Origin of the sequence: Mycobacterium sp. (genome assembly GCF_035499775.1) — a bacterium.
In the GTDB taxonomy this organism is placed as follows: Bacteria; Actinomycetota; Actinomycetes; order Mycobacteriales; family Mycobacteriaceae; genus Mycobacterium.
In genome coordinates this window covers 1-25622 of sequence record NZ_DATJYB010000094.1, presented here as the reverse complement: position 1 = coordinate 25622, position 25622 = coordinate 1, and the positions used below count along the sequence as shown (strand labels likewise).

Sequence of the window (25622 nt, the reverse complement as noted above, 5' to 3'; positions counted from 1 at the left end):
CGCAACACCCCCGCGAACGTGAACAGCGGCGCCGCGACGAGCGCCCCTCCGATCACCCTGGAGCACGGCGGCACATTCAGTCTCGGCGGGAGCGGCGCCAACGACACGATCGCGTGCAACGACGGCAGCCTGACGCTGAATTCAAACAACAGCATCGTGAACATCAGCGGTCACTGCGCCAGCCTCAAGCTGCTCGGTTTCGATAACCAGCTGAACATCGAAAGCGTCGATGTCATCGAGGTATCCGGTTTCAGCAACGTGATCAAGGTGACCGCGTGCAACAACGGCAAGCTGACGCTTTCCAGCTACGGCAACAGCTTTACCGCCGGTGGGCACTGTGCCAGCCTCACGGTCACGGCCAATGACAATCAAGTCAAGGTCGACGGCGTCGACACCATCGTGATTTCCAATTTCAACAACCGCATTACCGTCACCGGCCACGGTGGCAACCTCACCATCTCCACGATCAACGCGTACGGCAATCAGGTCCAGTTCGACACCGTCGACTCCATCGATGTCTCGAGCTTCAACAACACGGTGACCTACCACAGCGGCTTACCCAAGATCACCGACTCGGGCCGGGGCAACACCGTGAAGAAGAAGGGTTAGCCCAAGCTACTGCCCGGTGTGCGGGTCGAGACCTATCCTGAGTAGACCCCGAAACTTTGGGGCCGGGGATTCGTGGAGGTCGAATGACGGCCGGATTGCCATGTCTGACGTGTGGCACCGAATCTCTGGAGAACGCGCGGTTCTGTCACGGCTGCGGCGCCCCGGTCGCCGACGCGGAAAAACCTGCCGAGTACAAGCAGGTGACGGTGTTGTTCGCCGACGTGGTCCGCTCGATGGATATCGCGACTGCCGTCGGTGCGGAACGGCTGCGCGAGATCATGACGGAAATGGTCGACCGGTGCTCGTCGGTGGTGCAACGCTACGGCGGCACGGTGGACAAATTCACCGGCGACGGGATCATGGCTTTGTTCGGCGCGCCAACGGCATTGGAGGACCACGCGCTGCGGGCGTGTTTGGCCGCGCTGGGTATTCAGGAGCAGGCCAAGCTGCTGGCGGTCTCCGTCAATGACCGCGACGGCATCGAGCTGCGGATGCGGATCGGCTTGAATTCCGGACAGGTGATTGCCGGCGAGATCGGTTCGGGCGCTTTGGGATACACTGCGGTCGGCGATCAGGTCGGGATGGCCCAGCGGATGGAGTCGGTGGCGCCGCCGGGTGGGGTGATGCTCAGCGATTCCACTGCGCGACTGGTCGAGGGTGCGACGGTGCTGGGTGAGTCGCAGATGGTGCGCCTCAAGGGTTCCGCGTATGGGGTGTCGGCGCGGCCATTGCTGAGCGTGACCGCGCCGGACCAAAAGACCATTTCCTGGTATTCGACGCTGGTGGGCCGCGAGTGGGAATTGGCCACCCTGACGGCGATGCTGGATCGGTCGATTAAGGGACGCGGGTCGGTGGTCGCACTGGTCGGTCTTCCCGGCCTGGGCAAAACCCGACTCGTCGATGAAACCGTGCGGGTAGCGAAACAACTCGGGGTAGAAGTATTTTCGGCATATTGTGAATCGCACGCCACCGATATCGCGTTCGATGTTGTTGCGCGACTGGGGCGTTCGAGGGCACAGATCAGCGGGATGGATGACGCGAGCGCCCGGGCACGCATACGGGAAGCGGTTCCCGACGCCGATCCACAGGACTTGCTGCTGCTGGACGATCTGCTGGGCATCGCCGATCCCGAGAGTGGGCTTCCCAAAATCGACCCGGAAGCGCGGCGCCGACGCCTGACCGCGCTGATCAATGCCGCCCAGTTGGCACGCCCCGAACCGGCGGTGATCGTGATCGAGGACGTGCACTGGATCGACGAGATCAGCGATTCCATGCTCGCCGACTTCCTGGCGGTGATCCCGCAGACCCACACGATGGTTCTGCTCACCTATCGCCCCGAATACGACGGCCCGCTGCAGCACGTCGCCGGCGCGCAGACCATTGCCCTGGCACCCCTGAGCGACACGGAATCCTCAGTACTGCTCGATGAAGTGCTCGGCTCGGACCCGTCCGTTGCTCAGATTGGCGAGATCATTGCCGGGCGCGCCGCCGGCAACCCCTTCTTCGCCCAGGAGATCATCCGTGAGCTCGCCGAACGCGGTGTCTTGCAAGGTGAACGCGGGGACTACACCTGCGATACCGATGTCGCCGAGGTCAGCGTGCCCCCCAGTTTGCAGGCCACCATCGCGGCCCGCATCGATCGCCTCAGTCCGCAGGCCAAACAAACGCTGGCCGCCGCGGCGATCATCGGATTTCGCTTCGGCTCCGATCTGCTTATCGGCCTGGATATCGACCCCCGCATCGACGAGCTGATTGTCGCCGAGCTGATTGATCAGGTGCGGTTCACCGCGCGCGCCGAATATGAGTTCCGGCATCCGCTGATCCGCACGGTGGCTTACGAAGCGCAGCTCAAATCCGATCGCGCCCGGTTGCACCGGCAGCTGGCCGCCTCGATCGAGTCGCGCGACCCACACTCGCCGGATCAGCACGCCGTGCTGATCGCCGAACATTTGGAGTTAGCCGGTGATTGGCACGCCGCCTACGGCTGGCACATGCGCGCCGCCGGGTGGGCGACCAACCGCGATGTTGGTGCGGCGCAACTGAGTTGGGAGCATGCGGCAAAGATCGCCGATGCGCTGCCCGCCGATGACCCGGGCCGGGCCGTCATGCGCATTACGCCTCGCACCATGTTGTGCGGGATCGCCTGGCGGGTCCGGCTGGACACCGCCGTCCATTTCGAGGAATTGCGGCAGCTGTGCGCCGCGTCGGGGGACAAGACCCCGCTGGCCGTCGCGATGGCGGGGCTGGTGCTCGGTCATGCGTATCAGACCAGGCTGCACCAGGCGTCGGCCCTGGCGTCTGAAGCCATGGAAATCATTGAGGCGCTTGGGGATCCGACCTTGATGGTGGGGTTGGCCATCGCACCCATCTACGCCAAGGGTGAGTGCACCGAATGGTTCGACGCGCTGCGGTGGCTGGAGCGGGTCATCGAGCTGGCCGATGGTGATCCCACGAAGGGCAACTTCCTGATCGGGTCTCCGCTGGCGCTGGCGTTGACCATGCGGGCGCAGGCCCGTTGTTTCCTGGGGCAGCCCGGATGGGAAGACGACATGCGGCAGGGCCTGGCGATGGCACGCAACGCCGACCCGTTTACCTATACCGCGGCAGCCGGCTACATCTACGGCGCGGGAATACCGTCCGGCGTGGTGAATGTCGATGATGCCACGGTCCGCGAGGTCGAGGATGTGGTGCACAAAGCCGAACTATGGAGCGATGATCTCGCGCTGAACCTCGCCAACATGATGCTGGGCCTGGCGCTGGTGCACCGGCAATCGGATTCGGAGCGTGGCCGCGGGCAAAAGGTCCTGTCGCGGGTCAGGGACGTGCTGGAAAGCACGGGACACAATTCGGTGGTGTTGCCGGTGGTCCACGTCTACGTGGGCCGTGAGATGGCGCGGCGCGGAGACCGCGATGACGCCATCCTCAGCATCCGTGCGGCCTCCGACCAGCTGGTTCGCGAGGGACGGCTGTTGGGTTGGGGCACTCCCGTCACCGCTGTTCTGGTCGAGACACTGCTGGACCGCGGGACCCGCGGTGACTTGGTCGAAGCCGAGACCGCAGTCGAGCGGTTAGCGAGGGTGCCGGTCGACGGGCCGCGGCCGGTGCGCGACATCCTGGTGTTGCGGATGCGCGCGGGACTGGCACGGGCTCGCGGCGACGACGCGGCCTATGTGGACTTCAGGGATCGCTACCGCGACATGGCGAGCTCGATGGGATACCAGGGTCATACCGCCTGGGCAGCGGCGATGCCCTAATCGGCGGCTCAAGAAAGTGAGGCGACCAATTCGTCCGCGGTGACAACGGCGGAGGCGTAGTTGGGGATGTTCACTTCCAGAGCGGCGTGCATCTCTGCGTCCGAGTAGTCCGCCGTGGCGTCCATGACCACCGTGACCTGGTAGCCGAGCTCGGCGCCATAGCGAACAGTGGCTTCCAGACAGGTATGCGCGATCAGACCCATGACGATGAGCTCATGGATGCCGTGCCTCTTGAGCTGCAGATCCAGATCCGTGTTCGCGAAACCGCTTGAGCACCAATGCTCGTGCGCGACGACATCACCCGGCTGAGGCTCGAACCCGGGGCGCAGCTCGCCACCCCAGGTGCCGTACGCGAAGGTCTTGCGAGACCACGCCGCTTTCTGCACTGGCGCAACGTATTTCCAGGTTTCGTAGTCGCCGGGGCGGTACCGGCGATGCAGTGCATAGAAAACCCGGATGTCCGCACGCCGGGCGGCGTCGAGCACCTGCTTCATATGAGCGACGCAGTTGTTGGCCTCCATGACGCCCTTGAGCCGATCCCATACCTTGCCGCCTTCGGAAATGAAGTCGTTGTACGGATCGATCACGACCAGTCCGGTGATGCCTTTTTCGTATGTCACGCGGATCATTTTCCATGCCGAGTGCGGCACTCGCCGTCGCGAGCAGCTCGCGCGGGTCCCGCCGCGTCGGCTGATGGCTTCAGCCGTCTAACATCCTCGAAAGAACCCGGAAACTTCGGACCGGGGATTGGCGGAGGTCGAATGACGGCCGTAGCAGCGTGCAAAACGTGTGGCACCGAATACCACGGCAACGCCAGGTTCTGTCATGGGTGTGGCACGCCGGTGGCCAAAGTCGAGATGCCGGCGGAGTACAAGCAGGTGACGGTGCTGTTCGCCGACGTGGTGAAGTCGATGGATCTCGCGACGGCCGTCGGTCCCGAGCGGTTGCGGGAAATCATGACCGAGCTAGTCAACCGTGCGTCGAAGGCCGTGCGCCGCTACGGCGGCACGGTGGACAAATTCACCGGGGATGGCATCATGGCCGTCTTTGGCGCACCGGCCGCATTGGAGGACCACGCCCGGCGGGCGTGTTTGGCCGCGCTCGGCATCCAAGACCAGGCCAAGGCGCTGGCGGCGGACGTGAATGACCGTGACGGCATCGCTCTGCAACTGCGGATCGGCCTCAACTCCGGTGAAGTGATCGCGGGTGAAATCGGTTCGGGCGCATTGGGTTACACCGCGATCGGTGAGCAGGTCGGCATGGCGCAGCGGATGGAATCGGTCGCGCCGGCGGGCGGCGTGATGCTGAGCGACTCCACCGCCCGACTGGTCGAGGACGCGGTGGTCTTGGGTGAGCCGCAGTCGGTTCGCATCAAAGGCGCCGAGGATGCGGTGCCGGCACGGGAACTGCTGAGCGTGGCCGCAACCGACCGTCGGATCCGTTCTGGTTCGAGTTTGGTGGGCCGCGATTGGGAATTGGGCACGCTGGAGGCGATGTTGGATCGCTCGATTGCGGGCCGAGGGTCGCCGATGGGAGTGGTCGGCCCGCCCGGCATCGGGAAGACCCGACTCGTCGCCGAAGCCGTAAGGCTGGCGAAAAGCCGTGGCGTCGAAGTCTTTTCGACCTTTTGTGAATCGCACGCCACCGATGTCGCGTTCGACGCGGTGGCGCGGCTGCTGCGGGCTGTGTCGCAGCTGGGCGACCTGGATGATCAGAGCGCCCGGGCACGCGTGCGAGCGCAGCTTCCCGGAGCAGACCCGCAGGACCTCTTGCTGCTTGACGATTTGCTCGGCATCGCCGATACCAATGTGCCGCTGCCCAGGATCGACCCCGATGCACGACGGCGCCGGCTGACCGCGCTGATCAACGCCGCCCAGCTGGCGCGCACCAAACCAACCGTGATCGTCGTCGAGGATGTGCACTGGATCGACGAGATCAGCGACTCCATGCTGGCGGACTTTCTGGCGGTGATCCCGAAGACCCATTCGATGGCCCTGGTCACCTATCGCCCCGAATACACCGGGGCCTTGCAGCATGTCGAAGGCGCGCAGACCATCGCTCTGGCCCCGCTGAGCGATACCGAGACCTCGACGCTGGTCGCTGAGCTGTTGGGCCCCGATCAGTCGGTTGACGAGATTGGGCAGATCATCGTCGAGCGGGCCGCAGGCAACCCATTCTTCGCTTCGGAGATCGTCCGTGACCTCGGCGAACGCGGGGTCCTGGTGGGCGAGCCCGGTGGCTATGTCTGCCACACCCGGGTCGGCGAGGTGAGCGTGCCGGCCACGCTGCAGGCAACGATCGCCGCCCGCATCGACCGGCTGAGCCCGCACGCCAAACAAACGCTGGCCGCCGCTTCGGTCATCGGGTTTCGCTTCACCTCCGATCTGCTGGTCAGTATGGAAGTAGAGCTCCGCATCGATGAGCTGATCCACGCCGACCTGGTTGACCAAGTGGGGTCCAACGCGCGCTCCGAGTACGAGTTTCGGCATCCGTTGATTCGCACCGTGGCCTACGAGACGCAGCTGAAATCCAATCGGGCGCGGTTGCACCGACGGCTGGCCGCAGCGATCGAGGCGCTTGACCCACACGCGGCCGACCAGCACGCCGTGCTGATCGCCGAACATCTGGAGGGCGCCGGTGATTGGCACGCCGCCTACGGGTGGCACATGCGGGCCGCCGCGTGGGCGGTCAACCGCGATATCCGTGCGGCGCAACTGAGTTGGGAGCACGCAACCAGGACTGCCGACGCGCTGCCCGCCGACGACCCGCTCCGGGCGGTCCTGCGCATCGCGCCCCGAACCATGCTGTGTGGGATCGCTTGGCGAACACACACGAATGCGGGCGCGCTTTTTGAGGAATTGCGGACGCTGTGCAATGCGGTCGGGGACAAGGCCTCATTGGCCATCGCCATGGCGGGGGTGGTGTGGGATCACTCCTATCAGTCGCGGCTGCGCGACGCGTCGCGGACGGCTACGGAAGCCATGAAACTGATCAACTCGATCGGCGATCCCAATTTGACGGTGGGACTGTCCATCGCGCCGCTTTACGCCAAGGGCGAGTGCGCGGAATGGGCGGAGGCGCTGCCGTGGTTGGAGCAACTCATCGACTTGGCCGACGGTGATCCCACTAAGGGCAATTTCCTGGTCGGGTCTCCGCTGGCGGTTGCGTTGACCATGCGCGGCCAGGCGCGCTGTTTTCTGGGTCTTCCTGGCTGGCAAGAGGATCGGGGGGAGGGCTTGGCTATGGCGCGGAGCGCCGACCCGATGTCCTACACCGCGGCCGCCGGCTATCTCTACGGCGCCGGGATACCCTCCGGCGTGCTGGCCGTCGATGATCGGGCGCTGCACGAGATCGAGGATGTCGTGCAGAATGCCGAGCGATCCAGCGATGATCTCGCGTTAGTCCTCGCCCGGACGGTACTGGGCCTCGCGCTGGTGCACAGTCCGACGGATGCGCACCGAGACCGCGGAAATCTGGTCCTGACCGAGGTCAAGGAGTCGCTCGTGAGCCAGGGGCACGAATCGGTCGCGCTACCCGTCGCCGATATCTACTTGGGTCGGGAACGGGCGCGGCGTGGGGATCACGACGCCGCCCTACCCCTAATTCGCGCCGCCTTTGACCGACTGGTGCGCGAAGAACGGCTACTGGGCTGGGGAATTCCTGCCACCGGCGTTCTCGTGGAGACACTGCTCGAGCGTGGCTCCCCAAGCGACTTGACCGAAGCCGGCGTCGCGATCGAGCAGTTGGCTACGGCGCCCACCGATCACGAGGTGCCGGTGCGCGACCTCCTGGTGTTGCGGTTGCGGGCGTTACTGGCGCGGGCGCACGGCGACGCTGCGGCCTATGCGGACCTCAAGGGTCGCTATGGCGAGATGGCGACATCGCTGGGCTACGAGGGCCATATCGCCTGGGCCGCGGCTCTGCCCTAACGCGCTCGCGCAATGAAATCTCCGCGGTTGCGCTGATGTTCTGCCGCCCGGGCGCCCCGCATGCTGACTAGCATGGGCGAAATCGATCCGCGCGTGGAGCTGCCGCTGGTGGACTGGAGCGAAGTGGGCGTGAGCGGCCTTTTGCCGACGGGCACGGTGACGCTGCTCTTGGCAGACGTCGAGGGCTCGACGCGGCTGTGGGAGACCCAACCCGAGGAGATGACCGCGGCGATCGCGCGGTTCAACCAGGTCGTGTGCGACGTGATCACTGCCCATGACGGGGTGCGGCCGGTGGAGCAGGGCGAGGGCGACAGCTTCGTGTCCGCGTTCGCCCGGGCCTCCGATGCGGTGGCGGCGGCGTTGGACTTGCAGCGCGCCCCGCCGGCCCTATCCGGCTGCGTATCGGTGTGCACACCGGGTACGCCCAACGAGAAGCGGCTTAACGACCAGGATCTGTCGGCCCGGGAGCGGCTCCTGGCCATCTTTGAACCGCCCCGTTCGGAAGTTGTGCGCGGCTGTCCCTTTCACAATGCAGTCGTGGAATCCGCTGGCGCCCTGTCCGGCGCCGACGAAATCGTGCGGGACCACAAGCAGGAGTTCACCCGTCGCCTCGTCGCCGTTGCGCGGGAGGCGGGCGTGGCCGATCCCTACCTGCTGGGGCGCACGCCCGTGCTGCCGCGGGCACCCTGATCGACGCCGCGACAGCGGACCGGGGCTCTTGACGGACTCGGCAAAATCCTGCTAGACATGGGCCTGCGCCATAATTTGGGCGATCGCCCAATAATCGCGGGTAAGGGATTGCAATGACTATCGCGAACGACACGGACGTCTACTACGACCCCTACGACACCGGCATCATCGCCAACCCGTATCCCGTCTACGCGCGGCTGCGGGAAGAGGCCCCGATCTACTACAACGAGAAGTACGACTTCTGGGCGATATCAAGGCATTCCGATGTCGAACAGGCACTGGCGAACTGGCAGGCCTTCTCCAGCCGTCGCAGCGACATCCTGGAGCTGGTCAAGTCGAAATTCGACATGCCCGGCGGAGTCATGATGTTCCAGGATCCGCCCGAACACTCGATGCTGCGTGGGCTGATGTCACGGGTGTTCACGCCGCGCCGGATGGCCGCCATCGAGGACCAGATCCGCGCATACTGCGTCCGGTGCCTGGATCCCCATGTCGGATCGGACGGATTCGACATCATCGCCGAACTTGCCTCGATGATGCCGATGCGGGTGATCGGCATGCTGTTGGGAATTCCTGAATCCGAACAGATCTCGGTGCGTGACGCCAACGACGCCAACCTGCGCACCAAGCCGGGCGCGCCGTTGCAGGTCGCCGACGCCGACTCCATCGCCGACGGCCGCATCTACGCCGACTACGTCGAGTGGCGGTCCAAGAACCCGTCCGACGACCTGATGACGCAACTGCTCAACGTCGAGTTCGACGACGAGCAGCGGGTGCACCGGAAGCTGACCCGCAAAGAGATACTGCACTACACCCAGGTGGTGGCCGGTGCCGGCAATGAGACGACGGGCCGGCTGATCGGCTGGCTGGCCAAGGTGCTCGCCGAGCACCCCGACCAGCGTCGCGAGATCTACCAGGATCGGTCGCTACTGAACCGTACCGTCGACGAGACGCTGCGGTTCGAGCCCACCGGACCGCACGTCGCGCGTTGGATGGCAAAGGATTTCGAGTGCTACGGCACGACGGTTCCGGCCGGCAGTGCCATGCTGCTGCTGTTCGGCGCCGCCAATCGCGATCCTCGTCGCTACACCGACCCGGACACGTTCAACATCCACCGCGACAACATCTCGCACATCACGTTCGGCAAGGGCGTGCACTACTGCCTGGGCGCCAACCTGGCCCGCCTGGAGGGGCGTGTCGCGCTCGACGAGATGCTCAACCGCTGGCCCGAATGGGACATCGACTACGACACAGCGAAATTGGCGCTGACGTCCACGGTCCGCGGCTGGGAGAAGCTGCGGGTGGTGCTGCCCTGATTTGGGCGGCCGTTCACTCTGTGCTGAGGGCGCGCCCGACTGGCAAAACCCCTCCCCGAGCGTGAAGTCACCGCCGATCCCCGCGACGGGCCTTCGGCGTCGGCATCTCGAATCGGTCCAGGAACCGGTGGACCAGCGCGACGGCCTCCTTGTGCCCGCCGGTCGTGCCGAGTCCTTCTTCCAGGATGAGGGTTCGCCCGATCGCGGCGATGACGACCGCGACGGCGGTGGGCGGGAATTCGTCCGTGTCGATGTCGTGCTCGCGGAGGATGAAGTTCAACGCGGTGATCTGCATCTCGCGCCACCGCTCCGACCAGGCCGCGATCTCGGCGCGAATCTCCTTGCGGTGGTTGGCAAGTCCCATGAATTCCAGCAACAGCCGGGTATCCTTGGGCGCCGTGAGGGTTTCCCAGAAGGCGTGCAACGGACGGTCTGAGGCCAATGCCTTCTGCTGGCTCTCCAAGTAGCCCGTGGCGCCACGGCGGAAAACGTCCAGATACAGCTCGTCCATCGTGGGGAAGTAGTAGTGCACCAACGCCGGTTTGACGCCGGCTTTGGCAGCTACCCGGCGCGATGTCGCTGCGGCGTAACCCTCTTCGAGCATGATCTGAATCGTCGCGTCGATCAGCATGACCCGAGTCGTGGAATCGCGGGCCCTGGGCCGTTCGGATGCTGTCATGCCGTCAGACCGCCGGTTCGGCGACCATCTCGAAGAACGCGGCACCCGAGTCCGGGATGCGGTTCTGCTTGAAGACGTTGACGGCGTAGGAGACCAGGATCATCGAGTAGAGCAACTGCAGCAACCTTTCGGCATCGTCGGGTAATGCGTTGATGTCCAGCCCATTCAGATACCCGATCGCCTCTTCGGCCCGTGGCGCGATCGCGTCGTAGAAGGCGACGAGTTCGTCATAGGGCTTCGACAGCCGCGCCTCGTAGCGTTGCGCCCGCGTCGGCAACGCCCAGTCGGCGGCAAACGGCTCGAGTTCGGCAAAGCCTTCCGGCAGTACGGACATCACGCGCCCCCGGCCTGTTGCGCGGCGACCGCATCGCGGATCACCGTGTGGAACTGCCGAATCAGCAGTTCCTGGTCGCTGAGGTGGAAGGTGTTCTGCGCCCGTGTCTTCAAAGCCGAGTGGGTGGCCTCGATGGTGTTCACGTCCTGCATCGCGAACTCGATCGTGCTGTCCACCACCAACTCCTGCGCCAGGCGATCGGCCGCGTTGGCCGGCGGCACGAAGTACATGTCGATCTCGTAGATGTGCGAGTCCACCGTCTCCGGCCAGTACGTGTACGTGATGTAGTAGCCGCGCGCCCAGATCTGGATCGAAATGTTTGGGAACAACCAGAATTGGTCGTTGCCCCACGAGGCGATGTTGCCGCGGTTCAGGAAATCAGGCTCGGGCCCGATATCGGGAACGTCGTCGGGCCCGAACAGTCCGGCGCGGAACAGCTTGTAGACCCAGCGCTGATCCTGGCGGGCGGGCCCCGCCGTCCCGGGTTCGCGCGGCGGCAGCGGCGGCGGGCCGGGAACAGAGGTGAGCATGTGCGGCCGGAACAGCTCGTAGTGATATGCGTCGACCGGCGGCACCATCTTCTCGGCCTTCGACACATCGGGGTCGATGAAGCGACCGTGCACGTAGGGAGGGTGGTACCACTCGCAGACCGAGTCGACGGCCAGTTTCCAGTTCCCGTTGATCCTGGTGGAGAACCCGTAATGCTGCGTCATCTTCTCGAACGGATAGGCCTCGATGGGCAGCAGTCCGTCGCCGAGGAAATCTTGCAGCGGCACCGGGTGGTCGGCGAGGTTGACGAAAATGAAGCCCGCCCAGACCTCGCAGTGCACGGGTGGCATCCGCAGGGTGCTCTTGTCGAGATCGAAGAACTCGCCCTCGTTGGTGACGTGGTTGACCTTGCCGTCCAGGCCGTACCGCCAACCGTGGTACTTGCAGGCGAAGGCACGACAGGTTCCCGACGACTCGCGGCCCGGATGCTCCTGCCACACCACCTTGTTGCCGCGGTGGGCGCACACGTTGTGAAACGCGTGCACGGTGTCGTTCAGGTCGCGGGCGATAACGATCGAGGCGAGCCGCCCCGGCAGGTCGCGGGTGAAGTACGAACCCTTGCGGGGCAACCGCTCAATACGGCTGACGCACAACCAGTTTCGCTCGAAAACCGCCTTGCGCTCGGCGGCGAAGAACTCCTCGGAGATCGAATCCTCGTAGCTGACCGGGCCCGTCCCGAGTTCGGGGTAGTCCGTGGTGAACTTGCCCCGTCCGGTGGAAAGCCGCTGCTGAATGCTGGTCACGAGGGGACTCCTTCACTCCAGGGCTCCGCATCCCAGGCTCGGTCCAACGGGGCCATCTCGCCGCCGAACGGGAAGAATGCCCGCTGCGCGTAGGTCTCCCGCGCGAGGCCGTGGCCCAGCTCGTCGAGGAAGGCCCGTTTGAGTGGATTGGTGAACAGCTGACGGGAGTAGCGCAGCGTCAGCGGTGGGCGCTTGACCAGTTCGCGGGCCAGTTCCCAGGCCCGGCCCAGCAATTGGCCCTTGGGCAGTACCTCGTTGACCACGCCCCACTCCTTGGCCTCGGCCGCGCCCAGTTTCATGCCGGTCAGCAGGAAGTAGCGGGCCCGAGTATGGCCGGCCAAGAAGCTCCAGATCACATGCTGGCCGTCGCCGGGCACCTGGCCGCGCGGGAAGTGCGAGGCGTCCTGGAAGTACGCATCTTCGGAGGCCAGCACGATATCGCCGAGCAGTGCCACTTCCGAATGTATGTTGCACGGGCCGTTGACCGCGCTGATCATCGGGACGTCGACGTCGAGCACGTTGGTGATCAGATGCCTCGCATACCAAGCCTTCTCGTCGAGCTTCAGCAGCCCGCGGGTGCCGGGCATCAGCAGATACTCGGGCTTCTCGACCGGGTCGCCGTTGGGCATGCGTCCCCAGTTGGCGTTGTAGTTCTCCCCGGTGCCGGTGTGGATGAGCACCTTGATCTCGCGGTCTCCGGCGATATCGGCGAACGCGTCGGACATGTCGTCGTGTGCGCGCCAGTCCCACACCAGGCTGCCGCCGTCGGTGTGGCACTGCATGAACAGGATTCCGTCATCGGAGAGTTCGAGCCGATAGTTGGCGTACCGGTCGTGGTACTCGCTGAATCTGGTCCGCTTTGCCATAGGCCATCCATTCTCTTGAGCGATCGCCCAAATCACGCAGGCCTCATGGTCCCACCTCCGATTGCGGTGGTCAAGGCTCAGCGCCCGGTCAGCAGGGCCGCCACCGGCGCGAAGGATTCGATCTGCGACTGCTGCACCGTGACGTAGTTGACGCCGAGGGTCTCGCGGCGTGAATACAGTTGTTCTACAACGCTTTCCGTCGAACCGACCAGGACGTTGGGGTGGTTGCGCAACAGATCGACCGAGATCCCCGTCGATTTCGCCACCCCGGCCAGCGCGGTTTCGGGATCGTCGGTGATCTCGGTGAAGTATGGCGAACCTTCGACGTCGATCGCGCCGAAGCGCTCGCCGGCCGCGGCGCGGACGAAGCCGATCCGGCGGTGCGCGACCGCCACCGGATCAAGACCGTCGGCGTCGCGCGCCACGAACGGCACGCTGGACATGCTCACGATGTCGGCTTCGCGGCCGGCCAATGACAGGATGCGCTGCCCGCCACCACCGATCATGATCGGCGGATGCGGTCTTTGCACCGGCCGCGGCCGTCCCGCGTATCCATGCACCTCAACGAAGTCGCCGGAGAAGTCCAGTTCGTCGCCGCCCCAATGGGCTTTGATCAGCGAAACGACCTCGGCCAGCTTGGCGATTCGCCGGCCCGGACGGCCGAAGTCGAGCCCCATTGCGGTGTACTCGACTTCGCTCCAGCCGGCGCCGATGCCCATTTCCAGCCGGCCGTCGGACAGCAGATCCAACGTCGCGACTTCCTTGGCCAGCACGGCCGGCACGTGGTAGTCGATGCAGAACACCCGGCACCCGATGCGCAACGTCTCGCTGTACGCCGCCGCCGCGGCCATCGCCGCGATGGGAGCCAGGTCTTGCCGCGGAGTCCGCGCGGCCTTTTGTGCGGGACCCGGGCCGAGGTAGTGGTCCGCCAGGAAAAGCGTTGAATAGCCGAGGTCTTCGACTTTGCGCACGATATCGCGCCACTCGCGTGCTCCGGCGGCGTTGGTCGCCTGCACTGCGAAACGAAAAGGCGGCCGGTCCATCTGTTCCATCAGCGCGACCCTAGTCCCAGCCTCGCGAGCAGACACAGAATCGCACGAAGGAGACCCGCACAGTGCGATTCTGCGTCTGCTCGGCGTAAAAGGCCGTCCCCTTGACCGCGGCGACACGGGGTGGTAGGTATGTGAAGCCAATTGTTTGGGCGATCGCTCAGGAGGATGTCGCGGCGTGAAGACGGCTGTCGTGACCGGCGGTGCGTCTGGAATCGGCCGCGCGGTCGTCGAACGGCTGCGCAGCGACGGGTTCCGCGTGGCCGTCATCGATCTGTCGCCCACCGATGACGGGCTGGGCCATGTCGCCGACGTCACCGACCGCGCCCAGGTCGACGCCGCGGTAGCTAAGATCCGCGACGAGTTCGGCCCGATCCTGGTGCTGGTCAACGCGGCCGGGGTGGAAGGTTTCAAGAAGTTCCTGAACATGTCGTTCGACGACTGGTCAAAGGTGATCGACGTCAACCTCAACGGCGTGTTCCACACCATCCAGGCGGTGCTGCCGGACATGGTCGAGAACGGCTGGGGACGCATCGTCAACATCTCGTCGTCGAGCACTCACTCCGGGCAACCGTTCATGGCCCACTACGTCGCGGCGAAGTCCGCGGTGAACGGCCTGACCAAGTCGCTGGCCCTCGAATACGGACCGAGCGGAATCACCGTCAACGCCGTACCGCCGGGATTCATCGACACCCCGATGCTGCGCAGCGCCGAACAGCGACACCTGCTCGGCGGCAGCGTGGAGGACCACATCAACCGCACGCCGGTGCGCCGGGTGGGCCGGCCCGAGGACATCGCCGCAGCGTGCGCATTCTTTGTATCCGAGGAAGCCGGCTACATCACCGGACAGATCTTGGGCGTCAACGGCGGCCGCAACACCTAGCGAGGGATTTAGATGTACGACAGGGACCAGCTTTTCATCGACGGCAAGTGGATTGCTCCGGAGTCGGATGCGGCCATCACCGTCGTCTCGCCGCATAGCGAGCAGCCCATCGGGCAAGCGGCCTGCGCGGGACGCGCGGATGTGAACCGGGCCGTCGAGGCGGCCCGGGCGGCGTTCGACACCGGGCCGTGGCCACGGATGCAACCCGCCGAACGGATCGACGCGATCACCCGACTGGCCGGCATCTACAAGGAGCGACGGGCCGACATGGCCGCGCTGATCTCCGCCGAAATCGGTGCTCCGATCGCGTTCGCCAAGAGGGCGCAGGTCGGGCTGCCGATCATGATGATGTCCGCCTTCTGTGGGCTGGCGGGCAACTATCAATGGCAGCAGGAGCGTCCGGGCCTGTACGGCAAAGACATTCGGATTCTGAAGCAGCCGGTGGGGGTCGTCGGTGCGGTGGTGCCGTGGAACATGCCGCAGTTCCTCACCGTCACCAAGGTGGTGCCGGCACTCCTGGCGGGATGCACGGTGGTGCTCAAGCCCGCGCCCGAGTCAGTGCTCGATGCGCAGCTGCTCGCGGAAATGGTTGCCGCAGCTGACTTTCCGCCTGGCGTCTTCAACGTGGTGCCCGGCGGCCGCGAGGTCGGCGAACTCCTGGTGACCCACTCGGGCGTCGACAAGGTGTCCTTCACCGGGTCCACAGCGGCCGGCCGGCAGGTGGCCCTGGCCTGTGCCGAGGGACTCAAACAGGTGAGCCTGGAATTGGGCGGCAAGTCGGCGGCCATCGTGCTCGACGACGCCGACCCCGCGACCGCCGCCAGCGGTATTCAGATGGCCAGCCTGGCCAACAGCGGCCAGGTGTGCAACGCGCTGAGCCGGATCCTGGTCCCCGAAGCACGCAAGGACGAGTTCGTGGACGCGCTGGCGGCCGGGATGGCGTCGATGACGGTCGGCGACCCCGCCGACCCCAATACCCAGATCGGTCCGCTGGTGGCACAACGCCAGCAGGAACGGGTTCGCGGCTACATCGAGGCGGGCAAGAGCGAAGGCGCGCGCCTGGTGACCGGCGGCAGCGACCTGCCCGACGGTCTCGACAGCGGTTGGTACGTGCGCCCGACGCTGTTCAGCGATGCGAACAACGACATGACGATCGCGCGTGAGGAGATCTTCGGCCCGGTGCTGACCGTTATCCCCTACCGCGACGAGGACGAGGCGATACGGATCGCCAACGACTCCGAATACGGGCTGGCCGGTTCGGTGTTCACCGCCGACGTCGAGCGCGGGTATGGCGTCGCAGCGCGGGTCCGGTCCGGCACGTTCGGCGTCAACGAGGGCTACATCATGGACCCGGCCGCGCCCTTCGGTGGTGTCAAGAACAGCGGCTACGGCCGCGAACTCGGAACCGAGGGCATCGACAGCTACACCGTGAGCCAATCGATCTCGGCGGCGACCGCGAACTGACTAGTCGGTCGGCGGGGGATTCCGGCGGTTCTGGCTGTTGTGGTGACCGCCACGTTTACCGAACCACCCGGCGCGGGTATTTGCGGCTCACATTCCCACCGAAAACGGAAGCGATCCAGCGCGTGACTATCACCTTCAAGGACGTCATCAAGTCCAAATACCTGCTATTGACGACGTTCACCAAGGACGGCCGGCCCAAGCCGACACCGATCTGGGGGGTGCCCGACGGCGACAAGCTTCTGGTCATCACCGACGACGGGTCCTGGAAGACGAAGCGGATCAACAACACGCCCCGGGTGACGCTCGCCAAGAGCGCGGCACTGGGCAAGCCGAAGAGCGAGGAGGTCGAGGCCGTTGCGCGGGTCCTGCCGAAGTCGGAGACGCAGCGCGTCTACGCCGCGGTGCTAAAGCGGTACTGGTATCACGCCTGGTGGTTCTACCCGCACTCGCTGATTCGCGGCGGCATCGACAAGGTGCACGTCGGCCTGGAGATCGAGCCGGCCGCCTAGATCCATCTCAACTACTCGCCGTTCGTTCCGGCGAGGTTGATCAACGGACGAGGGTTTCGCGGGATAATTCTGTGCGTGCGCCAATTGACGGCCGCAATAGCCATTGTGGGCTGCTGCATTCTCGTCGCCGGCTGTCACAGCGGGCCCGGCCAAGGAGCCAAGGCGTCGAGCACCACGTCGACTACCACCACGAAAGCCCCGCCGCCGGTGTTGGAGGGTGCCCTGAAAGGGTTCCTGCTGGCCCCTGAGCAAATCAACGCGGCGCTGGAAGCGGCCGATATGAAGGTCACGAACAGTCGCGACGCGATGCCGGATGACAGCGCCACGATGACGCCCCGGGAATGCTTGGCGATCGACGGCGCAGCGCAGGCCCAGGTTTATGCCGGCAGCGGTTTCATCGGTGTGCGTGACCAGACCCTCAACCGCCAAGAGGGCGACAACCTCACTCATTTCGCCGAGCAGGCAGTGGTGCTGTTCGGCAGCCGCAAACAAGCCGGCGACTTTTTCAACGCCGCGGTCCAGCAATGGCAGGGATGCCGCGAGTACACCCATGTCCAGTCAAAGACGCAGTGGACCGTGGGAGCGATATCCAACGCCAACGGTGTCCTGAGCACCGTCACAACTCTGCAGGACCCTCCTTCGACAGGCTGGAAAGCTTGCGGACGGGCGCTTACCGCGAAAAACAACGTGATAGTCGACGTCAACACGTGCAGCGTTGACCCGAAGAACTCGGCCGTCGACATCGCGAATCAGATCGCCGCCAAGGTGCCCGGATAGGGCTTTGGGCGCCGGGGGTCAAGAGCTCAGCACGGCGCGGGCGACGGTACGTGTCCGCGCCACGTGCCCACCGCCGAACAGCACGACGTGCGCCAACAGCGGGAAGAGCTGGTGCAGCCCGATGCGGTTGCGCCAGCCGGGTTTCAGCGATCGCACCTGGTGGTAGCCGGCGAGGATGGCCTCGTAATGCGGGCAGCCGAACAGCGCGAGCATGGCCAGGTCGGTCTCGCGATGACCGGCGTGGGCGGCCGGGTCGATCAACACCACCCCGTCGGGCGTCCACATCACGTTGCCGCCCCACAAATCGCCGTGCAGGCGGGCCGGCGGGTCATCGTCGTCGAAGTCGCCTTCCCGGCAGCGTGCCGCGACGTGGTCGATCGCCCGACGCGTCGAAACGTCGAGCTGCGCCGCGGCGAGCTCGGCCATCGGGGCCAGCCGCTCGTCGGCGTAGAAGTCGCCCCAGCGCCGGTGCCGTCGCAGCGACATCGGCAACAGCTGCGACAGCGGCCCGAAGAACCCCGGACCGTCCCATCCGTCGGGCCCCGCTCCGAACGCTGCGGCGCCCGCGTCGTGCGTGATGGCCAGTCGGGTGCCGAACGCGTGCGCCGCTTCGGGGCTCGGAGTCACCGACTCCAGCCGCCGCAGGGTCAGACTGTCCGCGTCGACGCCGACAACCTGCGCGCAGGGGACGCCGCCCTCGACGCTGGAAAGCCAGCGCAAACCTGTGGCTTCCCAAGCGAAATAGCCGTCGGGCGCGCCCGGATGGTGCTTGACGAAGTCGGCGGTCATCGCGGTCGACTGTAGTAGCGTCGTGCCCGCCAGGGCGGGGAAGGAGGCGGGGTGGCCGACGGGTTCGCTGCGGCCAGCGGCCAGACGGCCGACGAAGTCAGGGCGATGATCGCCGGCGCCATGCCGACCGGCCGATTCACCACGCCTGAACAAGTCGCGGATCTGGTCTTATTCCTGGCCAGCGATCGCGCCGGAAACACCACCGGGTCCGACTACCGGATCGACGGCGGGTTCGTCACGACACTGTGATTAGGCTTGACCCATGACGCAGCAGCCGACCCAAAACTCGTCGCCGATCTTGCCGTTGGTGGCAGCCGCACGTGCCGGTGTGGGAGTCGCCATGCTCGTGGCGCCGGAGCGGTTCTTCAAGCCCGAATCGGGTGCCGAGACGCTACTCATGAAAACGATCGGGATTCGCGACCTGGTACTCGGATCGGGTGCGCTTGCCGCCTGGCTGCGCGGCGACGGTGCGTTCCGGACCTGGGCGACTGCCGGTTTGGTCAGCGACAGCGCCGACCTCGCTCTGGGCCTGCGCAGCAAGCCTCTCGTCGGTACCAAGAGCGCGATGATCGCCACGCTGGCCCCGGTGCCGTTCGTGGGCGCGGCGGTGCTCGGCTTCGTCCGGAGTCTGCGCAGCGCCGGCTAGCGTTCGCGCCGCTCGACTTCCCTTCGGGCTTGGTCGATTTGGTCGCATGCGTAAGTCGCGATGGCGGCGTGGGTCATCGTTTCACCCTTGCGGGCGAGCGATTCATAGGTTTCTTCGCCGAGCACGTCGCGCAGGCCCGCGATGGCTGGCCCTAGTTCGGGCCACGCTCCCGCAGCGAAGGAAATGGCCGCATGGCCGGCGAGCGTGGCTGCCGGTTCGTGGCGCCCGAGACGGTACATATGCGCTGCGAGGATCGCTAGTGGGAAAGCCATACCGGGGAAATTTCCCGATCGGCGGTAATTGCCGATGCCCACAGCGAAGTAGTCCAACGCGGCCACCCGGTCGCCGTGTAGGGCCTCGAGTCGGGCCAGATTGCTCGCCAGGTACGACTCGTTGCAGCGGATACCGCTGTCTTGCGCAATCGCCCAGCCGCGGCGCAGGGCGTCCAGTGCGCCAACAGGATCGGCGTCCGCGAAGGCGAAGCCGTGGGCCAGCAACGCGTACGAGATTTCCCAAGGGTTTCGGCTGGCCTCCGCGGCGTCCACCAGACCGGCCGCGGCGGCCATCGCCTCATCACGGGAGCCAGGAATGTCACCACACCCGATGGCGCATTCGCCGCGGACACCCGCAAAGGATGTCACACCTGCCACCATGGAGGGGTGACCACCGCAATCATCGTGGTGATCGTGGTGCTGCTGGCGCTGGGCATCGTGATCAACCAGCTCTTCCGGCTAAGGGATTGGCTGAAGAATTCGCCCCCGCTCCCGCCGCCGACCGATGACGACGCGGAGGATTAGACGCGCAGGGCCGCGATCGTGTCGGCCAGCGTGGTGCGCGGATCCCGGTAGGTGATGCCGAGCTCTTGCTCGCTCGGCGAATCGTCGGATTCCGGCATCTGGGTGTAGTACTGCATGCCCGCCGCGGTGAACGGATTCTCGAACGGCAGATATGGCCCCGCCACGTCCAGCAGGGTGCCCGCGACGCGCAACACGGTGTCGGGAACCGGCACGCTGATCATCCGGGTCTGGGCGGCCTGTCCGAGCATCTTCGCCAGCTCGGCCACCGGAACCCGGTGCCCGCCCACCATGTACCGACGCGGTCCGCGGCCGGGTTCCAGCAGCGCCGCGTGCACCGCGGCCACATCACGGGCGTCGATGACCAGCCATGCCGCGTTCCGGCCGGGAATCGTGTGGATCTGCAGCGCCGCCTTGACGCCCTCGCCGGCCTCACCGAATTGGTCGCCGACGGGCGGGCCCAGCACCATGCCGGGATAGGTGATGTTCACCGGCGCCCCGGCATCCTGCAAACCGCGGGCATAGATTTCGACCTGCGCCTTGGACGTTCCATACCCGTCCGTGCCGCCGACAACCGGCAGGTCCGCCGTCAGCGTCTCCAGTTCGGGGTGAAAGAGCGCCGTGAAGCTCGATACGTGCACGATCGGGTCGAGCCCGAGTTGGACGGCTTGGCCGAGGACGTTGCGGGCGCCTTCCATGTTGGTGCTGAGCATCTGCGGCGTCTGGCGCGGGTCGGTTGCCACCAGGGCGGCACTGTGCACGACGGCGTCGCACCCTTGTAGCGCCTCGCGCACCGAGTCGCGGTCCTTGATGTCGCCTTGGACGAATTCGGAGACGTCGACACCCAGCTTGGCGACGGACGTCTGCAGCTTCGCCGGAGTTCGGACCAGGAAGCGGACCGAATGACCCGCGTCAGCGATGGCCTTGGCGGTCCAGCCGCCGACAAATCCCGTACCGCCGGTCACCAGAACATGCATGAAGCGATGTTATGGGGAGCTTCAACGATCCCTAGCAAAAGCCGCAAAACCGGTGGGTTTTGGGGTGCTTTTACGTCCGCTCGGCCCCTATAGGTGACTGGCGGCGAACGTCGCGGCCTGGCCCGTCATGCCATTCGCCGCGTACAGCGTGTGCTGGAGGTTGGGGCCGCCCCCGCCCGGGCTGCAGATCCCGTCGCCTTCGGCGCACAACTCGAGCGTCTTGGGCTGATACAGCGGGCCGATGGTGATCAACGGCGCACCATACTTCTGCAGGAACTCACCGGACGGTGTTCCGAACAGCGTCACCGCGGCAACGTGACTCGCGATCTCCGGCGGCATCGGGGGCGGTACGGCTGAAGCGGGCACCCCGGCCGGCACCGCGGGCGAAGTGACGAACCCGGCCACGGCCGCGCCCTGGGAGTATCCGCCCAGCACCTCGCGGGTCTTCGGGCAGTTCGCCGCCATCGACTCGATGTGATTACCGGCGTCACGAATGCCGTCGATGACCGTCAACGGGAAATCGGCGTTGGAGAAGTCGGTGCTGGCCTGGTAATTGACCGGATACACCCCGAGCGATCTTCCGCCGATCTGCGAGCGTAGCGCGTCGACAAACGGGCCTCCGACGCCGCCGAGCCCCGGCGCCTCGCCGGAGCCGCGGGCGAAGACCACCTCCACGTCGGGACATGGATCGGCAGATGCCGCCGGTGCCGGCACGCTGACCAGTGCGGTAGCGGACCCAGCCGCTGCCACCCCCACAGCCACCGCAACTCGGCGCACCCACCTGATATTCAGCAATTTCGTGACGTTCATCGCTATCCAACCGTTTCCTATCGATCAGCGTATCTATCTGCTATTCGGAGCTGATTGCGGTATGGATTTCCCGAAAGGCGCACGTCTCAATCCGAGGGCGCGAGTCGGGCCCTAACGCAAACCAGCAGGCTTGCCGGTGTCGCCGACAAACCTGCTGGTTGGACGATGAGTTCTTCTTGCAGGGTTTACTTCTTGAAGGCGTCCTTGACTTTCTCGCCGGCGTCCTTCAGAGAGGACTTCGCCTGATCGGCCCTGCCCTCGTTCTTGGTGTCCTTGTCGCCGGTGGCCTTGCCGACGGCTTCCTTGGCCCGGCCGCCCAGGTCCTCGATCTTGTTCTTGACCTTGTCTTCGGTGCTCATGGAATTCTCCTGCTTCTGTAGCTACGCGTTTGATACCTAGGTTGGTTACCCCGCAGCGGCCGATCTTGAACACGGCGCCGGTTCGGCAGCAACGTCCGGAAGGCGTCCTTCACCTTCTCGCCGGCGTCTTTCAGATGAGCGCTCACCTGATCCCGCTGGCCTTCGTACTGGGTACGCCGGTTTCCGGTGACCCTGCCCACGGTCTCTCTGGCCTTGCCGCCCCAATATTGGGCTTTGTTGTTCAGCTTGTTAATTGCGGTCATGAGCTGTGCTCCCTCGGTTCGTCTGTGTGGAAGCTCACCTTCAGCGGATACCCGGCAGTCGACGGAGGTAAAACCATCGCTTGCTTCAGGGCTTCGCCGCACTGATAGCTTCATTGCCGTGATGGCACGGCAACGGGGACCCCGACTCGGAGACGCCGCATAGTGACGCCGGGAGTTCTTCTCGTCACCGACGACGGTCTGCCGCCGGGTATGTCCGGTGCCGCCGACCCGCATTTCGCGAATGTCGTCAAGATCTTCGGGCAGCTGTTCCCCGGACGCCGGTTCGGCGGGGGATCGCTCAGCGTCTACATCGAAGGCCGGCCCGTCGTCGACGTCTGGACGGGATGGTCGGACCGGGCCGGCACGGAGCCCTGGACCGCCGACACCGGAGCAATGGTGTTCTCGGCGACCAAGGGCATCGCGTCAACGGTGATCCACCGACTGGCCGATCGCGGCCTGCTGTCCTACGACGCGCCCATCGCCGAATACTGGCCCGAGTTCGCGGCCAACGGAAAGGCCGACATCACGGTTCGCGAGGTCATGCGGCATCGATCCGGCCTCTCGCATCTCAAGGGCGTCACCAAGACGGAATTGATGGACCACCTCCTCATGGAGGAGCGCTTGGCCGCCGCGGCGCCCGATCACACCCGCGGTGTGCAGGCGTATCACGCGCTGACCTACGGGTGGCTGCTGTCCGGTCTGGCCCGCGCGATCACCGGTAAGGGGATGCGCGAGCTGATCCGTCAGGAAGTCGCGCGCCCGCTCAACACCGACGGCATTCACCTGGGCCGCCCGCCGGAAGGCTCGCCCACCAAGGTGGCGCAGATTCTGATGCCGCAGGGCAGGTGGCGCGCCCCCGTGTTCAACTTCCTCGCGCCCAGGGTGGCCGGTCTGCCCTTCTCGGGTGCGCTTGGCGCGATGTACTTCCCCGGCGTCATATCGCTGGTCAAAGGGGACACCCCGTTCCTGGACGGGGAGGTCCCCGGGGCCAATGGCGTAGTGACCGGCCGCGGCGTCGCCAAAATGTACGGCGTACTGGCCAACGGCGGCCGGATCGACGGCAAGAAGTACCTGTCGGAGGAGTTGACGCGCGGCCTCACCGGCGAGCCGCGACGGATGTGGCCCGACGCCAACGTGGTGGTGCCGATGCCGTTCCATCTCGGCTACCACGAATCGCCAGTTCCAGGTTTACTCAACGGATTTGGCCACGTCGGTCTGGGTGGCACACTGGGTTGGGCCGACCCCGCGACCGACAGCTCATTCGGCTTCGTCCACAACCGGTTGTTGACGCCGCTGCTGTTCGACATGGGGTCGTTTGCAGGGCTGGCCCGTCCGCTGCGCAACGCCATCGAGGCCGCTCGGCACCAAGGTCCGCTGGAGGTGCCGCAGTTCGGCGCAACCTACCCCAAAGCTGTTCGGCGCAAGGCGGTCTCGGGAAAAGCGGCTGCGCAGGGCTAACGCTGCAGCCGACTCGCGACAAACGTTGCGGCTTGAGTCGTCATCCCGGACTCGACATACGTACCGTGTGCCAGCGCATTCAAGCCGATGGAGCACGTTGGATCGCCTGGAGCGCAAAGGTCGATGGTCTTTGCGCTGTAGAGCGGGCTGATCGGCGGGTAGCCACCGGACAAGGCGGTCGCGATGATGCTCGATGGATTGCCGAACAGGGCAACTGCGGCAACATGATCGGCGACCTGCTTCGGCATCAGCGTCGAAGCCCAGTCGATGACACCGGCGCCTTGCGAATATCCGCCAAGCACCATTCGGGTGTCGGGGCAGCCGGCGACCATGCTTTGGACGTGGGCGCTCGTATCGTCTGCACCCTGTTTGGAACTCACCGGAAAACCCGCGCTCGCAGGATAGTTGACCGGGTACACCTCGATGGACCGCCCGGCAACCCGCGACTTGAGCGCGTCGACGAATGTCTGGCCCACCTCGCCCAGACCATCCTCGCCAGTCCCTCGGGCGAACACCACCTGCACGTCGGGGCAGGTGCCGGCATGGGCGGAGGGAACGTCGGGCTGAGCACCGCCCAGCACCACCGGGACGCTCAGGACGACCAGGACGCGAGTGATGTGGTGTGCGCTCATCGGTTCATGCCACCGTCAGGTGCTACAACCGGCTCGCGACATACGTTGCGGCTTCGGCTGTCATACCGTTCGCGGCATACGAACCGTGCGCCGACGGGTTGAGGCCGCCTGAGCACGCCGGATCGTCTGGAGCGCACTGGTCGATGGTCTTCCCGATATAAGCCGGCCCGACCGGCGGGAAAGCAACGCCCGTCAAGGTACCGGCCAGCGCGCTCTGCGGATTGCCGAACAGGGCGACCGCGGCGACGTGATCGGTCGGCGGCAGGTTGTTGGTAGCGAAATCCATGACGCCCGCGCCTTGAGAAAGCCCGCTCAGCACGAGTCGGGTGCTGGGACAGCGTCCAATCATGTCCTGGACGTGAGCGCTCACGTCGTTGGCGCCGGCGTTCGCGCTGTCGGCCATCGCCGACAAGGTCGCCGGATAGTTGACCTGGTAGACCCCCAGCGACCGCCCGCCGATCTGCGATTTGAGTGAATCGATGAAGGACTGGCCGATCGGTCCGACCGTCCCGGCGGGCGTGTTGGTGCCGCGAGCGAACACCACCTCGACGTTGGGGCACGGATCGGCGTGGGCGGCGGGGATGTCGATCGGTCCGATCAGCGCTGCCCACGCCAGCGCGGCCATGACGGCAAGGACATGGGTGACGCGGTGTGCACGCATGGCTCCATGCTGACACACCAACCGGCCCTTGGCCGGGTGGATCAGGTCGTCGGCACCACGCCGCGGGGCAGCGTGAGCGGCAGGTCGGCGTACGTGACGATGCCCGGCGCTGCGGCGACGACGGCGGGGATCGCGTTGATCGGGGGCACGGCCGTCATGATGTGCCCCAGATCCATGAAGTCGGCGATGGTCTCGGCCTGGAAATACGGCGGCGGCAGGAAGCCGACCCTGGTCGTCACGGTCGGCTGCCCGTCGATCTGGATGACCCAGCCGTCCTGGTCGATCTTCCAGTCCGGCTCGAGGGTCTGGCCCTTGCGCCACCGGACGTTGAGATCGATCAGGGTCTTGCCACCGACGACGCCCTGCCAGCTGATGTAGACGCCCGCGACACAGCCGGCGGCTATCGTCCAGGACCCGAGGTCGAGATCGGCCGTGGTTTGGGCAAACTCGGCATCGCAGCGCACCTCGTCGAGCTCGACGCCCAGCGCGTCGGCCATCAACCGGACGGCCTCGGCGAAAACCGCCGTCCCCGTCGTCGCCATCTGTTGCAGCTCCGGGTCGTCGATTGGCCTGCCGAAGCCC

At 65.6% G+C, this 25622-nt stretch carries 27 protein-coding genes and 2 pseudogenes; 14 read left to right on the top strand and 15 right to left on the bottom strand.

The window, feature by feature from the left end; translation table 11 throughout:
• Both VML93_RS06200 and VML93_RS06195 read left to right on the top strand, forming a co-directional pair.
• On the top strand, nt 1-609 hold a 609-nt coding region (locus VML93_RS06200; protein WP_325608737.1), incomplete at its 5' end, for a DUF3060 domain-containing protein.
• A gap of 83 nt (nt 610-692) precedes the next feature.
• Nucleotides 693-3863 (top strand): ATP-binding protein, encoded by a 3171-nt coding sequence (locus VML93_RS06195; RefSeq protein WP_325608735.1) that lies wholly within the window; start codon nt 693-695, stop codon nt 3861-3863.
• 8 nt (nt 3864-3871) lie between these two features.
• Here the strand turns inward: VML93_RS06195 and VML93_RS06190 are convergent, their stop codons facing one another.
• Complete coding sequence (locus tag VML93_RS06190) at nt 3872-4492, bottom strand: cysteine hydrolase (RefSeq protein WP_325608733.1); 621 nt, start codon at nt 4490-4492, stop codon at nt 3872-3874.
• A 132-nt stretch (nt 4493-4624) separates the two neighbouring features.
• Here VML93_RS06190 and VML93_RS06185 point away from each other — a divergent pair, with 132 nt between their 5' ends.
• The 4 genes and pseudogenes from VML93_RS06185 to VML93_RS06170 all read left to right on the top strand — a co-directional run bounded on the left by VML93_RS06185 (nt 4625) and on the right by VML93_RS06170 (nt 9798).
• Nucleotides 4625-7792 carry an ATP-binding protein gene (locus tag VML93_RS06185; protein WP_325608731.1) on the top strand — a complete coding sequence of 1056 codons (3168 nt, stop codon included), beginning with the start codon at nt 4625-4627 and terminating at the stop codon, nt 7790-7792.
• 129 nt (nt 7793-7921) lie between these two features.
• Nucleotides 7922-8211, top strand: a pseudogene (locus VML93_RS06180) (adenylate/guanylate cyclase domain-containing protein); the annotation flags it as partial.
• A 118-nt stretch (nt 8212-8329) separates the two neighbouring features.
• Complete coding sequence (locus tag VML93_RS06175; RefSeq protein WP_325608729.1) at nt 8330-8482, top strand: hypothetical protein; 153 nt, start codon at nt 8330-8332, stop codon at nt 8480-8482.
• Between the two features lie 113 nt (nt 8483-8595).
• Complete coding sequence (locus tag VML93_RS06170; protein ID WP_325608727.1) at nt 8596-9798, top strand: cytochrome P450; 1203 nt, start codon at nt 8596-8598, stop codon at nt 9796-9798.
• Nucleotides 9799-9865: 67 nt separating this feature from the next.
• Here VML93_RS06170 and VML93_RS06165 read toward each other — a convergent pair whose 3' ends face one another.
• The 5 genes from VML93_RS06165 to VML93_RS06145 all read right to left on the bottom strand — a co-directional run bounded on the left by VML93_RS06165 (nt 9866) and on the right by VML93_RS06145 (nt 14021).
• On the bottom strand, nt 9866-10477 hold the full coding sequence (locus VML93_RS06165; RefSeq protein ID WP_325608726.1) for a TetR/AcrR family transcriptional regulator: 612 nt from the start codon (nt 10475-10477) through the stop codon (nt 9866-9868).
• A 4-nt stretch (nt 10478-10481) separates the two neighbouring features.
• Nucleotides 10482-10811 carry a hypothetical protein gene (locus VML93_RS06160; RefSeq protein WP_325608724.1) on the bottom strand — a complete coding sequence of 110 codons (330 nt, stop codon included), beginning with the start codon at nt 10809-10811 and terminating at the stop codon, nt 10482-10484.
• Nucleotides 10811-12103, bottom strand: a complete 1293-nt coding sequence (locus tag VML93_RS06155; protein WP_325608722.1) for an aromatic ring-hydroxylating dioxygenase subunit alpha — start codon at nt 12101-12103, stop codon at nt 10811-10813. Before VML93_RS06155 ends, VML93_RS06160 begins: the two co-directional genes overlap by 1 nt.
• On the bottom strand, nt 12100-12969 hold the full coding sequence (locus VML93_RS06150) for an enoyl-CoA hydratase/isomerase family protein (protein WP_325608720.1): 870 nt from the start codon (nt 12967-12969) through the stop codon (nt 12100-12102). The genes VML93_RS06155 and VML93_RS06150 overlap by 4 nt, the downstream gene beginning before the upstream one ends.
• Before the next feature lie 77 nt (nt 12970-13046).
• Nucleotides 13047-14021 (bottom strand): TIGR03621 family F420-dependent LLM class oxidoreductase, encoded by a 975-nt coding sequence (locus tag VML93_RS06145; RefSeq protein WP_325608718.1) that lies wholly within the window; start codon nt 14019-14021, stop codon nt 13047-13049.
• A gap of 175 nt (nt 14022-14196) precedes the next feature.
• Here VML93_RS06145 and VML93_RS06140 point away from each other — a divergent pair, with 175 nt between their 5' ends.
• The 4 genes from VML93_RS06140 (at nt 14197) to VML93_RS06125 (ending at nt 17651) form a co-directional block, all read left to right on the top strand.
• Nucleotides 14197-14901 carry an SDR family NAD(P)-dependent oxidoreductase gene (locus VML93_RS06140; RefSeq protein WP_325608716.1) on the top strand — a complete coding sequence of 235 codons (705 nt, stop codon included), beginning with the start codon at nt 14197-14199 and terminating at the stop codon, nt 14899-14901.
• A gap of 12 nt (nt 14902-14913) precedes the next feature.
• Nucleotides 14914-16365: an aldehyde dehydrogenase gene (locus tag VML93_RS06135; RefSeq protein WP_325608714.1), complete on the top strand. Its 1452-nt coding sequence runs from the start codon at nt 14914-14916 to the stop codon at nt 16363-16365.
• Between the two features lie 122 nt (nt 16366-16487).
• Entirely contained in the window at nt 16488-16874 is a 387-nt protein-coding gene (locus VML93_RS06130) for a PPOX class F420-dependent oxidoreductase (protein ID WP_325608712.1), read from the top strand.
• 75 nt (nt 16875-16949) lie between these two features.
• A complete protein-coding gene (locus tag VML93_RS06125; protein ID WP_325608710.1) occupies nt 16950-17651 on the top strand; it encodes a sensor domain-containing protein in 702 nt (233 codons plus the stop codon).
• Nucleotides 17652-17669: 18 nt separating this feature from the next.
• Here VML93_RS06125 and VML93_RS06120 read toward each other — a convergent pair whose 3' ends face one another.
• On the bottom strand, nt 17670-18440 hold the full coding sequence (locus tag VML93_RS06120) for a fructosamine kinase family protein (protein WP_325608708.1): 771 nt from the start codon (nt 18438-18440) through the stop codon (nt 17670-17672).
• Nucleotides 18441-18491: 51 nt separating this feature from the next.
• On the opposite strand from VML93_RS06120, the gene VML93_RS06115 reads away from it, so the two are divergent.
• Together VML93_RS06115 and VML93_RS06110 are read left to right on the top strand one after the other, a co-directional pair.
• On the top strand, nt 18492-18689 hold the full coding sequence (locus VML93_RS06115) for an SDR family oxidoreductase (RefSeq protein ID WP_325608706.1): 198 nt from the start codon (nt 18492-18494) through the stop codon (nt 18687-18689).
• A gap of 13 nt (nt 18690-18702) precedes the next feature.
• Nucleotides 18703-19086, top strand: a complete 384-nt coding sequence (locus VML93_RS06110) for a hypothetical protein (protein ID WP_325608704.1) — start codon at nt 18703-18705, stop codon at nt 19084-19086.
• Here the strand turns inward: VML93_RS06110 and VML93_RS06105 are convergent.
• The gene (locus tag VML93_RS06105) at nt 19083-19652 is read right to left on the bottom strand and encodes a hypothetical protein (protein ID WP_325608702.1); all 570 of its coding nucleotides are present in this window, start codon (nt 19650-19652) and stop codon (nt 19083-19085) included. The two genes, VML93_RS06110 and VML93_RS06105, sit on opposite strands and share 4 nt — an antisense overlap.
• Nucleotides 19653-19745: 93 nt before the next feature.
• Between VML93_RS06105 and VML93_RS06100 the strand changes: the two genes are divergently transcribed.
• Nucleotides 19746-19883, top strand: coding sequence for a hypothetical protein (locus VML93_RS06100; RefSeq protein WP_325608700.1), 138 nt, complete (start codon nt 19746-19748; stop codon nt 19881-19883).
• Here VML93_RS06100 and VML93_RS06095 read toward each other — a convergent pair.
• From VML93_RS06095 to VML93_RS06080, 4 genes are all read right to left on the bottom strand, one after another.
• On the bottom strand, nt 19880-20857 hold the full coding sequence (locus VML93_RS06095) for an SDR family NAD(P)-dependent oxidoreductase (RefSeq protein ID WP_325608698.1): 978 nt from the start codon (nt 20855-20857) through the stop codon (nt 19880-19882). The two genes, VML93_RS06100 and VML93_RS06095, sit on opposite strands and share 4 nt — an antisense overlap.
• 87 nt (nt 20858-20944) lie before the next feature.
• A complete protein-coding gene (locus VML93_RS06090) occupies nt 20945-21667 on the bottom strand; it encodes a cutinase family protein (RefSeq protein ID WP_325608696.1) in 723 nt (240 codons plus the stop codon).
• 185 nt (nt 21668-21852) lie between these two features.
• The gene (locus VML93_RS06085) at nt 21853-22026 is read right to left on the bottom strand and encodes a CsbD family protein (RefSeq protein ID WP_325608694.1); all 174 of its coding nucleotides are present in this window, start codon (nt 22024-22026) and stop codon (nt 21853-21855) included.
• Complete coding sequence (locus VML93_RS06080; protein ID WP_325608692.1) at nt 22023-22289, bottom strand: CsbD family protein; 267 nt, start codon at nt 22287-22289, stop codon at nt 22023-22025. Before VML93_RS06080 ends, VML93_RS06085 begins: the two co-directional genes overlap by 4 nt.
• 162 nt (nt 22290-22451) lie before the next feature.
• On the opposite strand from VML93_RS06080, the gene VML93_RS06075 reads away from it, so the two are divergent.
• Nucleotides 22452-23747, top strand: coding sequence for a serine hydrolase domain-containing protein (locus tag VML93_RS06075; RefSeq protein ID WP_325608690.1), 1296 nt, complete (start codon nt 22452-22454; stop codon nt 23745-23747).
• Here the strand turns inward: VML93_RS06075 and VML93_RS06070 are convergent.
• The 3 genes and pseudogenes from VML93_RS06070 to VML93_RS06060 form a co-directional block, all read right to left on the bottom strand.
• Entirely contained in the window at nt 23744-24379 is a 636-nt protein-coding gene (locus VML93_RS06070; RefSeq protein ID WP_325608688.1) for a cutinase family protein, read from the bottom strand. The two genes, VML93_RS06075 and VML93_RS06070, sit on opposite strands and share 4 nt — an antisense overlap.
• 22 nt (nt 24380-24401) lie before the next feature.
• Nucleotides 24402-25040: a cutinase family protein gene (locus tag VML93_RS06065; RefSeq protein WP_325608686.1), complete on the bottom strand. Its 639-nt coding sequence runs from the start codon at nt 25038-25040 to the stop codon at nt 24402-24404.
• Nucleotides 25041-25081: 41 nt separating this feature from the next.
• A pseudogene (locus VML93_RS06060) lies at nt 25082-25622 on the bottom strand (dihydrodipicolinate reductase); the annotation flags it as partial.

Bases quoted from the DNA above. Each gene is read 5' to 3' on its own strand.
- VML93_RS06150 (WP_325608720.1), bottom strand. From the start codon at position 12,969: ATGGCAAAGCGGACCAGATTCAGCGAGTACCACGACCGGTACGCCAAC.
- VML93_RS06170 (WP_325608727.1), top strand. From the start codon at position 8,596: ATGACTATCGCGAACGACACGGACGTCTACTACGACCCCTACGACACC.
- VML93_RS06070 (WP_325608688.1), bottom strand. From the start codon at position 24,379: ATGAGCGCACACCACATCACTCGCGTCCTGGTCGTCCTGAGCGTCCCG.
- VML93_RS06090 (WP_325608696.1), bottom strand. From the start codon at position 21,667: ATGAACGTCACGAAATTGCTGAATATCAGGTGGGTGCGCCGAGTTGCG.
- VML93_RS06190 (WP_325608733.1), bottom strand. From the start codon at position 4,492: ATGATCCGCGTGACATACGAAAAAGGCATCACCGGACTGGTCGTGATC.
- VML93_RS06185 (WP_325608731.1), top strand. From the start codon at position 4,625: ATGACGGCCGTAGCAGCGTGCAAAACGTGTGGCACCGAATACCACGGC.
- VML93_RS06105 (WP_325608702.1), bottom strand. From the start codon at position 19,652: ATGGCCGCCGCGGCCGGTCTGGTGGACGCCGCGGAGGCCAGCCGAAAC.
- VML93_RS06160 (WP_325608724.1), bottom strand. From the start codon at position 10,811: ATGTCCGTACTGCCGGAAGGCTTTGCCGAACTCGAGCCGTTTGCCGCC.
- VML93_RS06065 (WP_325608686.1), bottom strand. From the start codon at position 25,040: ATGCGTGCACACCGCGTCACCCATGTCCTTGCCGTCATGGCCGCGCTG.
- VML93_RS06080 (WP_325608692.1), bottom strand. From the start codon at position 22,289: ATGACCGCAATTAACAAGCTGAACAACAAAGCCCAATATTGGGGCGGC.
- VML93_RS06085 (WP_325608694.1), bottom strand. From the start codon at position 22,026: ATGAGCACCGAAGACAAGGTCAAGAACAAGATCGAGGACCTGGGCGGC.
- VML93_RS06110 (WP_325608704.1), top strand. From the start codon at position 18,703: ATGACGCAGCAGCCGACCCAAAACTCGTCGCCGATCTTGCCGTTGGTG.
- VML93_RS06095 (WP_325608698.1), bottom strand. From the start codon at position 20,857: ATGCATGTTCTGGTGACCGGCGGTACGGGATTTGTCGGCGGCTGGACC.
- VML93_RS06165 (WP_325608726.1), bottom strand. From the start codon at position 10,477: ATGACAGCATCCGAACGGCCCAGGGCCCGCGATTCCACGACTCGGGTC.
- VML93_RS06120 (WP_325608708.1), bottom strand. From the start codon at position 18,440: ATGACCGCCGACTTCGTCAAGCACCATCCGGGCGCGCCCGACGGCTAT.
- VML93_RS06145 (WP_325608718.1), bottom strand. From the start codon at position 14,021: ATGGAACAGATGGACCGGCCGCCTTTTCGTTTCGCAGTGCAGGCGACC.
- VML93_RS06135 (WP_325608714.1), top strand. From the start codon at position 14,914: ATGTACGACAGGGACCAGCTTTTCATCGACGGCAAGTGGATTGCTCCG.
- VML93_RS06195 (WP_325608735.1), top strand. From the start codon at position 693: ATGACGGCCGGATTGCCATGTCTGACGTGTGGCACCGAATCTCTGGAG.